Source organism: Haematospirillum sp. H4485 (assembly GCF_012102745.1).
In the GTDB taxonomy this organism is placed as follows: Bacteria; Pseudomonadota; Alphaproteobacteria; order Rhodospirillales; family Rhodospirillaceae; genus Haematospirillum.
In genome coordinates this window covers 26306-41016 of the sequence record NZ_JAAVSY010000007.1, presented here as the reverse complement: position 1 = coordinate 41016, position 14711 = coordinate 26306, and the positions used below count along the sequence as shown (strand labels likewise).

The following is a 14711-nucleotide window of genomic DNA, read 5'->3' as shown; positions in this document are numbered from 1 at the left end:
ACATCCCTGTTTCCTGAATGACAATCATACCGGTTTCTCCCGGCGCAACGTTCTGGCCATACGCCATCCCATACGCGCCAGCGAAGGAACTTGCTCACCAAGCGTTCCGCCGCCCTGCCCGATCAGGGCCGGCGTGTGGAAATCCCGAACCCGGACCCAAGCCACCTCGGCCGCATCATCTCCAGCGACTCCATCACCATCTTCCCACTGGCAGTAAACCGCATTCAGCACATAGTGATACCGCACAGCACCGGCGATATCCCGATCAATGACATCAAAGGCAGCAAAGGCCACAACCCCGCGGGCACGCACACCTGTCTCTTCGTGCAGCTCCCGTTCGGCCGCAGCCAACAGCGGCTCCCCCAGCTCCAGACGTCCCCCGGGGAATCCCCAGCTCCCGGCATCAGGGGGATGACGACGACGGACAAGGAGAACGCGGTTGGCTCTTGGGACCACAGCCAGGACAGCCGGCACCGGAAAGCGGGGATAGCGACTGTTCATAGGCTGTTCCAGCAATCATGACCTTGGCAGAAATGATGTACAGGCATGATCATCCATCTGGTCCGGGTGCAGGAAACGCTGCGCATAATTACGATAAACCCCGGCTTTCAGAAAAAGTTCAAAGACATCACGATCCAGATGCCCCGCTTCTACCATGGACTGCAGGATACGAAGACATTCGCTGATCTTCTTGGGAGTTTTGTAGGGACGATCTGCTGCCGTCAAGGCCTCGAAGACATCGGCCACAGCCATCATTTTCTCGGTTACCCCCATGTCTTCCCCCCGCAGACCCCGTGGATAGCCGGTTCCGTCAATTTTCTCATGATGATTCCCCGCGATATCAGGGACTCGTTGCATCTTGCGGGGAAATGGCATCTGGGACAGCATATCCTGCGTAACAACAATGTGGTCATTGATAACCTGGCGCTCTTCGGCCGTCAGGGTGCCGCGCTCCACCGACAGATTATAAACCTCGCCACGATTGTAGATGCCAACGTAATGATCATCTCGATCCTGCAAGAGGGTTTCAACAGCAGGAACCGGGGTACGCTCCGCCTCACTCAGACGCTGTTTCTCCTCCCACGACAGCCCCAAAGTGCGATCAAACGTACGAATAAATGTCTGGGCACCGATCGCGGCAAGACGCTGGATATCCACCGGGTCGGCTCGCTCGGCCCCAACATTCAGGCGGGCAACCAAGGCGAACTGCTCATCCAGCTCCGCACAGCGGGCTGCGAAACGCGTTTCGGACTCCTCACGCGAGAGGGTGCCATCCAGACTGGACCGCAGCATGGCAATCTCGGCATCCCGTCGCAAGACCTCGAAACGGATACGAACCTCATGAATACGGTCGTAGATCGTTTCCAGCTTGGTTGCCTTGTCAACAACATACTCCGGCGTCGTGACCTTTCCACAGTCATGCAACCAGCCTGCCAGATGCAGCTCATACCACTGGTCCGCATCCAGACTGAAATCAGCAAAGGGGCCAGATGTTGCATCACAGGCTGCCTTGGCCAACATTTCAGCCAGAACCGGTACGCGTTCACAATGTCCCCCGGTATAAGGGGACTTGGCGTCAATAGCCCGGGCAAGCACGGTAATAAAGCTGTCCAGCAGATCCCTCTGACCCTGCAGAAGCTTCTGGTTGTCAATTGCCACAGCAGCCTGACTGGCCAAGGCTTCCACCATTGGCCTTATGGCATCACCAAATGGCACCACATGCCCTTCACTGTTCCGGGCATTGATAAGCTGCAGGACACCGATCACCTCGCGAGCCGTGTTGCGAAGGGGAAGTGTCAAAAAGGAACGGGAACGATAACCGGTCCCCGCATCAAACCGACGGGTGCCGGAGAAATCAAACCCTTTCTCGGTATACGCATCGCCGATGACAATGCTTTCCCCCGTCAAGGCAACACAGGTTGCAACATTAGCGCGGTTACCGGCCCCGGTTGCCGGATCGTACAGGGGCAACGGAGGAAAGGGGATAGAAATCCCGGTTGTCCCTCCCATGGCAATCTTGAGCGTATCGTTGCGAACAATATCAAAATGCAGGCTGCGCCCGTCTTCAGACAGCAGATACAACGTGCCACCATCTGCGTTAGCCAGATTCTTGGCCTCCACCAGAATCCTTTCGGTCAACCGGTTGTGGTCGCGCTCGGCCGACAGGGCAATGCCCAGCTCTATCAGGCGCGACAGAACCCGGTCACGGTCCGCAATACCCCGGTTGTCCTGATCAGGGTTCTCCCCACGTTCCATGCCAGTCTCCCGCATGCATTCACAGCCCTTGCCTGCCATATGCATACGAACAGGTCAAGATCAGGGAACGCCAACAGGATAGGACAAAAAGGATCTGCATCCCGGGCTGGTCCGGTGTAATGTGGCCGACTGGACCAACCGAAGGGGACCTCGACCCCCTGAATCAGACAGCCAAAGTGGAAGTCCTGCCAATGCCTTATGCTTCGCTGCGCGAGTTTATGGATGTCCTGGAAAAGAAGGGACAGCTGTACCGGGTTCACGAACCTGTGTGCACAGAACTGGAAATGACCGAGATCCAGACCCGCCTTCTTGCGGAACAGGGGCCTGCCGTCCTGTTTGAGAAGCCGGTCCGGGCTGATGGAACCCCGTATGCCATGCCCGTCCTGGTCAATCTGTTTGGAACCGTGGAGCGAGTCGCCATGGGGATGGACCGCACAGCCCATGAACTGCGGGGCGTTGGCGAAATGCTGGCCTTCCTGAAGCAACCCGAACCACCGGGAGGTTTCCGCGAGGCATGGAACATGCTGCCTCTTCTGCGCACCGTCATGGCCATGAAACCGGGAAACGTGCGCTCTGCACCGTGTCAGGACATTGTTATCTCCGGGGATCAGGTTGATCTGTCAAGCCTGCCGATCCAGTCATGCTGGCCGGGCGAACCGGCTCCGTTGATCACATGGCCCCTGGTTGTCACAAAAGGTCCGGGCAAAGAACGCGAAGATGTGTTCAATCTGGGCATTTACCGCATGCAGGTAACAGGAAAGAACACAACGCTGATGCGTTGGTTGCAGCATCGCGGCGGGGCACAACATTACCGCCGCTGGGGACAGGCAAAAACAGAGCCTATGCCAGCCGCTGTTGTCCTGGGGGCTGATCCCGGCACAATTCTGGCGGCTGTCACTCCGGTCCCCGAAACACTCTCGGAGTACCAGTTTGCCGGACTGCTGCGCGGCAAGAAAGTAGACTTGGTAGACTGCAAGACCGTTCCCCTCAAAGTGCCAGCCGGGGCCGAAATTGTCCTAGAAGGGCATGTCATGCTGGACGAATTCGGTGACGAAGGCCCCTATGGTGATCATACCGGATATTATAACAGCGTGGAATCCTTCCCCGTCTTCCGGGTTTCCTGCATGACCATGCGCCGGGATCCCGTTTATCTGTCTACCTTTACCGGACGCCCCCCCGATGAACCAAGCGTTCTGGGGGAAGCCCTGAATGATGTCTTTGTCCCGCTGCTATCCCAGCAATTCCCCGAAATCGTTGACTTCTGGCTACCACCAGAAGGATGCAGCTACCGTATCGCGGTCGTCAGCATCAAGAAAGCCTACCCGGGTCATGCCCGCCGGGTCATGATGGGCGTGTGGTCCTTTTTGCGTCAGTTCATGTACACCAAGTTTGTGATTATCGTTGATGATGACATCAATGTCCGTGACTGGAAGGACGTCATGTGGGCTATATCAACGCGTATGGACCCCGCACGGGATATTATGGTGGTTGATGGCACGCCGATCGATTACCTGGACTTCGCCAGCCCGGAAAGTGGACTGGGCGGAAAGCTCGGCATGGATGCCACCAACAAGATGCCGCCGGAGACCCGTCGCGAATGGGGCGAAAAGATCCGCATGTCCGATGATGTCATCGAAACAGTCACACGCAAGTGGGCGCGCTACGGACTGCCCGGACATGGTACACCGATCTGGAAGTAGGTGATGCGGCAGAAGCCAGGAAAGGCATCTGCCATCCACCTCAAACACCATAGTAGCACGATACCAGTCAACAAATCGCTCCATACCGGCGTCAACGGGGAATAGCCCGTATCGCGACGCAGGGCTGATATATCCGCAAAAGTCGCGGACACATCACCTGCCTGCATCGGTATCAGGTTCAGAACAGCCTTGCGACACAGACTCTCTGCGAGGGATTGCATACTGTGGCACAGAGGCTGTATTCCCTATTCAGGCTCTACACTTCTGCCCCGGAGACCCCGTGCCAACGTATCCTGATCTGACAGTTATCCTGCTTGGTCTAGGCTCCCTGGCCTTCTCTGTTGCCGGTACACGTCTTGTCCTGTTCTGGTTAAAAACCAAGGCCGTCCTGGATGTGCCCAACGAGCGCTCCAGCCATACAGAGCCAACGCCCCGTGGCGGCGGACTGGCGGTAACACTGGTTGTCATTGCCGGATGGGCAGCAGCCTTGGTCATGCTTCCCGGTAATCCTCCTGTTACGGTCTGGATCACCTTGGCCATGGCTCTCCTCTTGTACGGGCTATCGTGGATTGATGATCGGATCAACCTGAAACGACGACTACGGTTTCCTATACATGTCATCGCGGTTACGGGCGCAGCCCTGAGTTTGCCAGACCATGTGCTTGTCCTGCAGGGAGAAGTGCCCCTGTGGGCAGATCGCATAGTGACTATCATCAGCTGGGTATGGTTTCTGAATTTATACAACTTCATGGACGGCATTGATGGCATTACCGGCATGCAAACAGGGTCTATCGGCCTTGGGATTGTTGTTTTATCCGGTATTGCCGGACTTGATGCCAATATACCATGGGCCGGCATGGGTATGACCCTGATTGGCGCCTCCATCGGCTTTCTGCTTTTCAACTGGCACCCGGCACGTCTTTTCCTCGGGGATGTCGGCTCCATTCCGCTGGGATTCCTGACCGGGTTCCTACTGGTCATGCTGGCAGGAACCGGTTATCTGGCAGCGGCTTTCATTATTCCGGCATATTATCTGGTCGATGCGACCCTTACGTTACTCCGACGTATTGCAACGGCAAGACCGATTGCCCAAGCACATCGTGAACATTTTTATCAGGTTGCCGTGCACCGCGGCGGGCTCTCTCACAGCGCTGTAACGCTATACATTATGGCTGGAAACATGGCGTTGCTGGCTGCAACCATACTGTCCGTGACCAGTGGCTTGGCTGCGGGAATTCTTTTTGCGTGCATTCCGGTACTCTTTCTTCTTTTCCGTTTCACGCGACGCACGCTAGTCTAGGCGCCCTATGTCCCACGGATCTGCCATGCGTCGTCTTTTGTCTCGTCCCGATGTTGTCTATCTCCATGATTTAGTCATGGCAGCCACTGGCTTTGCGGTATCTGTCTGGCTGCGATTTGGCGACAGTGCCGCAGAAGCACTCGTGTCCGGCCCCATACTAACCGGGGGGCTGATCTTCGTCGGATTGTGCGCTGTCGTATTCCGCTGGAATAACCTGTACCGTGGGATCTGGCGTTATGCATCGGTCCGTGATCTTCTGGCCCTGTCGCGTGCTGTAAGCCTGAGCATTCTCCTTTTTCTGCCAGTCCTTTTTCTCTTCACGCGCCTTGACTCCTTCCCACGCTCACTACCCTTCATTCTGTGGTTTGTCCTGCTGATCCTTCTGGGTGGGCCTCGCTTTGCCTACAGGGCTTGGAAAGACCGCAGCTTGCACAACATCATGACATCGTCGGCTGGAACAAACCGCATCCCCGTTCTCCTGATTGGTGCCGGTGACGGGGCGGATCTGTTCATCCGTGACATGGAGCGCAAACCGGATGCCCAGTATGCTGTACTGGGCATCCTGTCCTTGCATGAAGGTCGTATTGGCCGTTACATAAGGGGTGTGGAGGTTCTCGGTACACTTGACCGGTTCACGGATGTTATCAACCAATTACAGGAAAACGGTACCCCTCCTCTGCGCCTGATTATCACAGATGACGCCATTGCTCCCAGCACACTGAAAACCCTTTTTACCCAAGCCGATGCCATAGGTATTCCCATGTCGCGGCTTCCACGGATCAGTGACCTGCGCGAGGGGATTGAAGAAAAAATTACTGTCCGACCGGTTGCCATCGAAGATCTGCTGGGCCGTCCACAGGCAACGCTGGACCGGGACGCCATGCGGAGCCTGATCCAAGGGCGCCGTGTCCTGATTACCGGAGCCGGGGGATCCATCGGCAGTGAACTGGTTCGACAGGTTGCGCTGCTTGATCCATCCCTTTTGATTCTGGGAGATCACTCCGAGTACGCGCTCTATGCCATTGATCTGGAGATGCAAGAGAAATGGCCGGCGATTCCCAGGCAGACCCATATCTTGGACGTTCGTCACCGCACACGCGTCCGCACCCTGTTTGAGCAAACAAAACCCGATATCGTGCTGCATGCTGCCGCCCTGAAACACGTTCCGATTGTCGAGCAGAATCCCTTGGACGGGATCGATACCAATACACTGGGCACATCCATTATTGCGATGGCATGCCGGGATTATAACGTATCTGTCATGGTCCAAATTTCCACTGACAAGGCCGTAAACCCGACCAATATCATGGGGGCCAGCAAGCGCATGGCTGAAATGATATGCCAGAGCATGGATCTTGAGGGATGTAACAGTGGCCGAACCCGCTTTGTAACCGTACGCTTTGGAAATGTTCTGGGATCGACAGGTTCAGTTGTTCCGCTTTTCCGCCACCAGTTGGAACGCGGGGGGCCCCTGACCGTCACACACCCGGATATGACACGCTATTTCATGACAATCCGCGAGGCTGTTGAACTGGTCTTGGAAGCCTCCGCAATTGGTTATGCTGATTCTTCCTATGGCGGTAGTATCTTTGTCTTGGACATGGGAGAACCCGTGCGCATTGTCGATCTGGCAACGCAGATGATCCGGCTGGCTGGACTGGTTCCGGGGAAGGATATCCAGATTGCCTTTACGGGAACACGCCCGGGCGAGAAGCTGTTCGAGGAAATCTTCCACGGCTCAGAGCCACCGGTTCCAACCCGCTACCAAGGACTCTTGCTTGCACGACCAAGGATCGTAAATCTTGACGAGCTGGAGGACCACATAAAGAAACTGGAAGACGCCTGCCGGGATGGTGCAGAAGGGCAGGCTCTTGATATTCTTCACACGCTGGTACCGGAGTATACCCCGACGGGATCGGTGGAGAGTGTTTCTATTGCCCGGGAACACGATGCGCCCTGATCCGCTTCACATTCTGAAGACGGTCTTCGGCTACGAACAATTCCGCGGACATCAGCGTGCTGTCATTGACCATGTTGTCGCAGGCGGGGATGCCATGGTTCTGATGCCGACCGGGGGCGGCAAATCCTTATGCTACCAGATTCCGGCCTTGTGCCGCGATGGAATCGCGATTGTTGTCAGCCCGTTGATTGCCCTGATGCAGAACCAGGTGGAGATGCTGCGGCAACTGGGCGTAAAAGCCGCAGGCCTGCATTCCGGTATGTCCTTTTCCGAGATTGTCGAGACCGGGCGATCCATGCGGGCCGGAGAGCTTGATATGCTTTATGTCGCGCCGGAACGTTTGATGCAGCCGGCATTCCTTGATCAACTGCATCATTGCCGACTGGCCCTGTTCGCCATAGATGAAGCACATTGCGTGTCCCAGTGGGGACATGACTTCCGCCCTGAATATCTGCAACTGGCTGCCTTGGCAGAGCGATTTCCGGGGGTTCCGCGCCTGGCACTGACCGCTACGGCCGATCAACCAACGCGGCTGGAAATCCTGGAGCGACTCTGTCTTGGGAAAGGCGCCCAGTTCATCGCCGGGTTTGACCGTCCGAACATACGCTACCGGGTCAGCCTGAAGAATGCGCCGAAGAAACAGCTCTTGCACTTTATACGTACGGAGCACAGCCGTAACTCCGGTATTGTGTACTGCCTGTCACGTGCAAAGGTCGAGGAAACAGCCTCGTGGCTGCGGGAACAGGGCATCCAGGCTCTGGCCTATCATGCCGGACTGGATCGCCATGTGCGGCATGCCAACCAAGACAAGTTCCTGCGGGAAGACGGTCTTGTCATGGTCGCGACCATTGCTTTCGGGATGGGTATAGACAAACCCGACGTCCGCTTTGTCGCACACCTGGATTTACCACGGTCACTGGAAGCGTATTACCAGGAAACAGGCCGGGCAGGCCGTGATGGTCTTCCTTCGGATGCCTGGATGGTCTACGGATTGCAGGATGCGGCCAAGATTCGCCAGATGATCGAGGCATCAGACGCGTCGGAAAGCAAGAAAGCAGTTGAACGACAGAAGGTCTCGGCCCTGCTGGGATACTGCGAAACCACCTGCTGTCGACGCCAGGTCCTGCTGGGGTACTTCGGTGATTCAGCATCTCCCTGTAACAACTGCGATACGTGCCTCCAGCCGGTGGATACGTTCGATGGCCTTGAAGCAGCACAACAGGCCCTCTCCGCCATTTATCGTACAGGCCAACGCTTTGGCGTGGCCTATATTGTCGATGTCTTGCGGGGAGAGGAAAACGACAGAATCCGGGACATGGGCCACCAACACCTGTCTACATTTGGAATTGGCCGGAGTCGCTCTGCAAATGAGTGGAAATCCATTCTGAGGCAGCTGATTGCCATGGGACACGCGATAGCGGCTCCCGACCAGAATGGCGCCCTGATACTGGGACATGATGTCCTGCCGGTTCTAAGGGGAGAGGCTCGGGTCTCGTTCCGACGGGATCCTGTTGAACAAAGAAGCGCGACAGGAAAACGTGTCCTGATTGAAACGCCTGCCGAGCAAATTCTGTTTGATGCCCTGAGGGCCCGTCGACTTGAACTGGCGCGTGCACAAGGTGTGCCGCCTTATGTTATTTTTCACGATGCCACCCTTCTCGAGATGGCCCGCAGAAAGCCCGTTCACCTTGATTCCCTGTCAAAAGTCCCCGGGGTCGGATGCGGTAAACTTGGTCGTTACGGCCAAGATTTCCTGGACGTCATAATCAGGGTATCTGAACCGGATACAGGACCTGAAATCACATGAATACATACAGTAGGCAAATAAGCTGAACAAAGGCTGTGCCCTTTTACAGGAGAATATCATACTCTTCTCCGGTAGACCCTGATGCAGGCCGTTACCCGGAGTAGTGGTGCATGCAGCTGAAGACCCGTGACCGACTGACACTAAGGCAGCTGCGCTACACGCTGGCCATCGCCTTGCTGCTCGGCTTGGTGCTCAGCGCTATCCAGGTAGCAAGAGACTACGCACAACACAACCATAACACAAACCTGTCGGCCCTAAGGGCTTTGGATGCCTTTCATTATGCAGGCGTCCAGGCTGCCTATACACTTGATACAGACTTGGCCAATGATGTTGTGCGTGGCCTAGTTGCCGATGGCCCCATCGTGTCGGCCCGAATCATCAGTGACCTAGGTGACCGCTTGGCTGCTATTGAAGTGGCTCCGGACGAAGAATCGGCTCTATATGAACTTCTTTTTGATAAACCCAACGTTGTACGACGGGACCTTACCAAGGTGCAGCCCGGGGGTAGAATCGAAAGCATCGGGGTTCTGGAAGCCGAAATATCGCCCAGAAGAACGGCCGGCCCGTTCCTGGAACGGGCTGTTCTCAACCTGATCAGCGTTCTGGTCCAAACCGTTGCCTTGGCCGCCCTTCTGTCGCTGGTTTACCTGCACACCACAACACGGCCATTAACGCAGATTGTTGCCCGCCTGCATGAACCGGAAGAGAATGCCGCGTTCCTGCGCGAACTTCCCATCCCACGCGGGCATGAGAACGACGAAATCGGCTTCCTTGTCCTCTCCTTCAACCGCCTGCTCCGCTCTGCCGAAGCAGAGTTGCAGGCCAGACGCCTGGCCGAAGAGAATCTCCGCAAGTCCAACGATGCCCTTGAGTTGCGCGTTGAGGAACGCACATCCCACCTTAATCAAGAAATCATGGAACGGCGCTCGGTCGAGGAGGCATTGCGCCAAAGCGAAGAGCGTTTCAAGGACCTGACCGAGGTTTCTTCCGACTGGTTCTGGGAAACAGGCCTGGATGGTCGCATCTCCCTCGTCTCGGATCGCTTCTTCAGCGTGTCCGGTCTGGCACGGGAACGCATTGTTGGCCGACGCCTGAGCGAACTGGTTGGAAACGGAACCATATCAGACGTCAGCCAAGGAGCGGACTCCATTGAAGAAATGATGGAGCAGCGCGCACCTCTCATCCGTTATGACATGAGCATGCAGGGTATAGAGGAACGGCTCTACTTCCGCATCAATGCCAAGCCCGTTTACGACTTCAACGGCGACTTTACCGGCTACCGCGGGACAGGGCGCGATATTACCCAAAGTCGCCTGTTCGAGACACGCCTGGACGAAGCAAGGACAGAAGCTGAACGTGCCAATGCCGCGAAGTCCCACTTCCTGGCCAGCATGAGCCATGAGCTGAGAACACCTCTCAATGCCATTCTTGGCTTTGCACAGCTGTTGCGGGCCGCATCGGCGAATGCACTGACTACGGCCCAGAAAAAATACGTTCAGCACATTCTGGATGCCGGTGATCACCTGCTGCGTCTGATCAACGAAATTCTTGACCTTGCACGTATTGAAGCCGGCAAAGTTGATCTTTCGGTGGAAAATGTTGACGTCAGGCTTCTGGTAACGGAATCAACAGCCCTGCTGGAACCCTTGGCCGCAAAGCGGCAAATCACCATTCATGCAGAAGGCAGTACCGACCCCGTCTTCGTCATGGCTGACCGCTCGCGTCTGAAGCAGGTGATCATCAACCTAGGCTCCAACGCCATCAAGTACAATCGTGAAGCCGGGCATGTGTACTTCAAGATCGGCCCCGCACCGGAAGCCGGGCACGTCCGGGTTACGGTCCAAGATACCGGCATCGGCATTGCGCCGGAAATGCTCAAGAAAGTCTTTGAACCATTCAACCGACTGGGTGCTGAGGCAACCAACATCGAAGGAACCGGCATTGGCCTGACCGTCACCAGCCAGATCCTAGCACATATGAATGGTAAGATTGGAGTAGAGAGCACACAGGGTGTCGGCTCTTCGTTCTGGTTTGATCTGCCTGCCGGCGACAACACCGTCAAAGCCAAGAAAGAGGAAATCGTCGAGGAACTTCCCGCCGGAAGCGGCGAGAAACCTCTCAAGGTCCTTTATGTTGAAGACAATCCAGCAAACCGGGATCTGATGCGCGACGTCATGGACCTGCGCGAGAATGTCACCTTGGTCATGGCCGAAGACGGCGCCACCGGTATTTCAATGGCACTGTCCGAAAAACCCGATCTCATTCTTCTGGACATACACCTGCCAGACATGACCGGTATTGAAATTGCACAAAGGCTGCGTGGCGGTGTTCTGGATCGCCCCGTCCCGATCATTGCTGTCAGCGCCGGTGCCATGAAGAAAGATATCGAGCGGGCACGCGATGCCGGCATCGATGACTATATCTGCAAACCCTTCAATATAAGCCAGATGCTGACCCTGCTGGATCAGGTTGCAGATGGAAGCTACAAGTCCGGAACCCTGTCATCGGACAAGACATAGGGCTGAGCACCACATCTCTGGCAGGATTTTTATCCTCAGCATCTGTGGATAAGTTCGGTCTTTTCCTGTTGGCAGTGCTGTTCACCACAGCCGGACTGAGAGAATCACGGGGATGCCTATAAAATAGGCAAATTCCTGACGGAAGCCAGACGATAGAATCCGCATAGGCGCTACAGCACTATGCATCCAATGAACGCGCCACCACATGACGGCCCAACCGATCCAATATTGCTCGCAGCTCTGGATCGGTTACATCATCCAAGAGATCATTTAATTCCTCTTCCTCTTGATGCGAGAGCTTTCTGGGAGGAGCAACACGTGATGACCGTGGAGGAAGAGGAAGCGGAGCCTGTATGATCTTGATCCGGGCCACAGCCTGATAACCGAAATACCGATTGATTGTATCAAGAATGAACAGGCGATCGTGATCAAGCTTGAGAGCAACAGGTCCTGATGCCGCACGAATCAGCAGTTCCCCATTTGCACGCGTTCCCTTGGAAAAACGCAACTGCTCGGGCATAGTCTGTTTTGCGACAGACTCACCGACAATGGCCGCCCAGTTGGCTATCAGACTGCCCTCGGCGAGCCCGTTTTTCCCCAGAATTGGACGTGATACCAAGTCACTGACAGCACCAACAGCCAACGGACCCCGGGCCAACCTGCGGGAGGCAGCAGCGAAAGCTGGTTTTCCAGAACCGGGCAAAGACTTGGACAAAAGACAACCATCCAACAAGAAGACACCAGAAAACATGGGACAACGCCTTGCATTTGGCAAGGCCTGCCTTCAGTGTAAGCGCCGCACAGAACCGAACAATGACCGACCATGACATCTGCATCACCGGATACCATTCTGCTTGCCTGGTATGATCGCAATCACCGACACCTCCCATGGCGCAGTCCACCGGGCATGTACGCCGATCCCTATCATGTCTGGCTGTCCGAAATCATGTTGCAGCAAACAACTGTGGCAGCCGTCCGGCCTTATTATCTGACCTTCCTCTCGCGGTGGCCAACGGTTGAAGCCCTTGCCGCAGCTGATGATGCGGACGTCATGGCTGCATGGGCGGGCCTTGGGTACTACGCACGGGCGCGTAACCTGCTGTCCTGCGCACGCATCATTGTCAGGGATCATGGCGGCCATTTTCCCGGTACAGAGCAAGCCTTGCTCATGCTCCCCGGAATCGGGGCCTATACGGCTGCGGCCATTGCGTCCATCGCTTTCGGACAGCGGGCCGTGGTTGTGGATGGCAACGTCGAACGTGTCATGGCCCGACTGCACGCGGTAACAGACCCTCTCCCCGGGGCAAAGAAACACCTGCGCACCCTTGCAGATGCCCTTACTCCACAGCAGCGCTGTGGTGATTATGCACAGGCTGTTATGGACCTGGGAGCCACGCTGTGCTCCCCACGCAGCCCGAATTGTCAGATATGCCCGTGGGTCAGTCTGTGCAAGGGGTACCACCAGGGCATAGCAGCAGAACTACCGTACAAAACGGCCAAGGCAAAGCGGCCCGGCCGCTACGGAACCGTGTTCTGGATCACCGAGCCCAAAGGCGCTGTCCTGCTGAGGCAACGCCCACCAAAAGGGCTTCTGGGCGGCATGACCGAAATTCCGTCCACTCCATGGCAGGAAACTCCATGGACACTGGAAAATGCAACATCCCACGCCCCGATACAGGGAGAGACATGGCACACAATTGCGGGAACGGTGCACCACACGTTCTCTCATTTTGACCTGGAGCTAGAGGTTATTACCGGAACAGTCGCACAGACAGGAAACATCGCCGGACGCTGGGTCAAGCCGGAACACTTTGATCAGGAAGCGCTACCCAGTGTCATGCGGAAAGTGATCCGGCACATGCAGAAACAGGACACAGGCTGAACAGACAACGCACCTCCAACCCCGGTCACAAGGACAGGGCAATCAGGGGACAGACGCGCCGGCAGGAGCGGTATCCCCCGCACCGGATGAAGAGGAGGGCATGCGGCCACGCGCCCACTCAACCTCAAAACGTCGCGCCGCAGCCGATGGATTCTGGAGCTGAACACGGAAACCCGTTGTATCACCGGCTGCCAGTTCGGTAACCGGGGCCTGCGCGGCCAGCTCCTGGACAACACGACCGGTCCCGTCAAAGAGCACAAGGCGAATAAAAGGAACAAGACGGGAACTAGAGGAGGTATTGGCCACAAAACCACGCACAACCAAGTTATCAACCCCGCCATGCAGGACACGTTCCCCGGTCACCTCGCGGAAGGTAAGACCAAGACCGGGGATATCAATCTCTATACCAACCATCCGGAACAGGGCCTCAGCATCCTCATAGGTCTTTACAATCGGCACACGCCAGAACCAGGCCGCACCAGCCATAACCCCAACAACAATGACCAGGAACAGGATCGAGGAGAACAGAGTCCGGATCCACCCGCCACCACTTGTCTTCTTGCGCACAAAGGGTGACGCAATATCATCGCCGTCGGGGAAGTCCGGAAAATCGGGAATGGCATCGTCATCGCGACTGACAAGACCAGAAAATTCCTCAAGCGCATCGTCACCATGACGCGGCGAGTCAGAATCGTCCGCTTCCAGTGGATCGAGACGAGCCAAGGCGTCATCATCTTCCGCATCATGGGCGCTGGCGGCGTCAACAGGCCCCATGGGATCAAAATCCGGATCCTCGCCGATATCACCGATGATATCAGAGGCAACCGGATCAATATCAACCTCGGCATCGTCATCAGGGGATGGCGGCGGCTCGGCCTCCATTGGAAGATCGGACACCGGTGGCAAGGGTTCCGGGGGCAAAGGATCAGGAGGGAGCGGAGCCGGCGGCTCGACAACAGGCGCAGATTCTGCAGGCGCCTGGACAGGCGCCGCAGAGGGCGGCATCTGCCGCCACAAATGGCCGCACTGCGAGCATTTCAGCCTGCGCCCGTTCGGACCGATCGCCCCTTCGGGCACGGAGAAAAGAGTCGCGCAATTGGGACAGGTAATATCCATGAACGTATCTGTCAGCCCCGGTGTATCTTGTCTCTTATAGAACGGGGTCTGCCCTGAAACAAGCATAGCGGTATCGAACAGAAAAACATGGCTGCCGATTTGACTCTCCGCTCCCTGTGGACGCAGACGACAGCCTGTGCCAATCTGCGCTCCGGCCCGCATGGAACAAAG

General features: G+C 56.3%; 10 protein-coding genes and 1 pseudogene. 6 read left to right on the top strand and 5 right to left on the bottom strand.

From position 1 onward, the window contains the following. Positions 1 to 24: 24 nt before the first annotated feature. Both HEQ61_RS06720 and HEQ61_RS06715 read right to left on the bottom strand, forming a co-directional pair. Complete coding sequence (locus tag HEQ61_RS06720; RefSeq protein WP_168020138.1) at positions 25 to 501, bottom strand: NUDIX hydrolase; 477 nt, start codon at positions 499 to 501, stop codon at positions 25 to 27. A 15-nt stretch (positions 502 to 516) separates the two neighbouring features. Continuing rightward, positions 517 to 2256: an HD family phosphohydrolase gene (locus HEQ61_RS06715; protein WP_245183171.1), complete on the bottom strand. Its 1740-nt coding sequence runs from the start codon at positions 2254 to 2256 to the stop codon at positions 517 to 519. Between the two features lie 191 nt (positions 2257 to 2447). On the opposite strand from HEQ61_RS06715, the gene HEQ61_RS06710 reads away from it, so the two are divergent. The 5 genes from HEQ61_RS06710 to HEQ61_RS06690 all read left to right on the top strand — a co-directional run bounded on the left by HEQ61_RS06710 (position 2448) and on the right by HEQ61_RS06690 (position 11542). After that, positions 2448 to 3956, top strand: a complete 1509-nt coding sequence (locus HEQ61_RS06710) for a UbiD family decarboxylase (protein ID WP_168020134.1) — start codon at positions 2448 to 2450, stop codon at positions 3954 to 3956. Between the two features lie 280 nt (positions 3957 to 4236). Continuing rightward, positions 4237 to 5256 (top strand): glycosyltransferase family 4 protein, encoded by a 1020-nt coding sequence (locus HEQ61_RS06705; protein ID WP_322099215.1) that lies wholly within the window; start codon positions 4237 to 4239, stop codon positions 5254 to 5256. Between the two features lie 25 nt (positions 5257 to 5281). After that, complete coding sequence (locus HEQ61_RS06700; RefSeq protein ID WP_245183170.1) at positions 5282 to 7216, top strand: polysaccharide biosynthesis protein; 1935 nt, start codon at positions 5282 to 5284, stop codon at positions 7214 to 7216. Continuing rightward, positions 7206 to 9023 carry a DNA helicase RecQ gene (gene recQ / locus HEQ61_RS06695; protein ID WP_168020128.1) on the top strand — a complete coding sequence of 606 codons (1818 nt, stop codon included), beginning with the start codon at positions 7206 to 7208 and terminating at the stop codon, positions 9021 to 9023. Before HEQ61_RS06700 ends, recQ begins: the two co-directional genes overlap by 11 nt. 110 nt (positions 9024 to 9133) lie before the next feature. Next, positions 9134 to 11542: an ATP-binding protein gene (locus HEQ61_RS06690; RefSeq protein ID WP_168020126.1), complete on the top strand. Its 2409-nt coding sequence runs from the start codon at positions 9134 to 9136 to the stop codon at positions 11540 to 11542. Positions 11543 to 11720: 178 nt separating this feature from the next. Here the strand turns inward: HEQ61_RS06690 and HEQ61_RS06685 are convergent, their stop codons facing one another. Then, positions 11721 to 12293: a DUF721 domain-containing protein gene (locus tag HEQ61_RS06685; protein WP_168020123.1), complete on the bottom strand. Its 573-nt coding sequence runs from the start codon at positions 12291 to 12293 to the stop codon at positions 11721 to 11723. A gap of 72 nt (positions 12294 to 12365) precedes the next feature. Here HEQ61_RS06685 and mutY point away from each other — a divergent pair, with 72 nt between their 5' ends. Beyond that, on the top strand, positions 12366 to 13424 hold the full coding sequence (gene mutY, locus HEQ61_RS06680; RefSeq protein ID WP_168020120.1) for an A/G-specific adenine glycosylase: 1059 nt from the start codon (positions 12366 to 12368) through the stop codon (positions 13422 to 13424). A 42-nt stretch (positions 13425 to 13466) separates the two neighbouring features. Here mutY and HEQ61_RS11405 read toward each other — a convergent pair whose 3' ends face one another. Further along, a complete protein-coding gene (locus tag HEQ61_RS11405) occupies positions 13467 to 14321 on the bottom strand; it encodes a DUF3426 domain-containing protein (protein ID WP_322099214.1) in 855 nt (284 codons plus the stop codon). Between the two features lie 120 nt (positions 14322 to 14441). Continuing rightward, positions 14442 to 14540 (bottom strand): annotated as a pseudogene (locus HEQ61_RS11595) (zinc-ribbon domain-containing protein); the annotation flags it as partial. Between the last annotated feature and the right edge of the window lie 171 nt (positions 14541 to 14711).

Excerpts from the sequence above, each read along its gene's own strand:
- HEQ61_RS06720 (WP_168020138.1), bottom strand. The coding sequence starts at position 501 with ATGAACAGTCGCTATCCCCGCTTTCCGGTGCCGGCTGTCCTGGCTGTG.
- HEQ61_RS06715 (WP_245183171.1), bottom strand. The coding sequence starts at position 2,256 with ATGGAACGTGGGGAGAACCCTGATCAGGACAACCGGGGTATTGCGGAC.
- HEQ61_RS06710 (WP_168020134.1), top strand. The coding sequence starts at position 2,448 with ATGCCTTATGCTTCGCTGCGCGAGTTTATGGATGTCCTGGAAAAGAAG.
- HEQ61_RS06700 (WP_245183170.1), top strand. The coding sequence starts at position 5,282 with ATGCGTCGTCTTTTGTCTCGTCCCGATGTTGTCTATCTCCATGATTTA.
- recQ (WP_168020128.1), top strand. The coding sequence starts at position 7,206 with ATGCGCCCTGATCCGCTTCACATTCTGAAGACGGTCTTCGGCTACGAA.
- HEQ61_RS06690 (WP_168020126.1), top strand. The coding sequence starts at position 9,134 with ATGCAGCTGAAGACCCGTGACCGACTGACACTAAGGCAGCTGCGCTAC.
- HEQ61_RS06685 (WP_168020123.1), bottom strand. The coding sequence starts at position 12,293 with ATGTTTTCTGGTGTCTTCTTGTTGGATGGTTGTCTTTTGTCCAAGTCT.
- mutY (WP_168020120.1), top strand. The coding sequence starts at position 12,366 with ATGACATCTGCATCACCGGATACCATTCTGCTTGCCTGGTATGATCGC.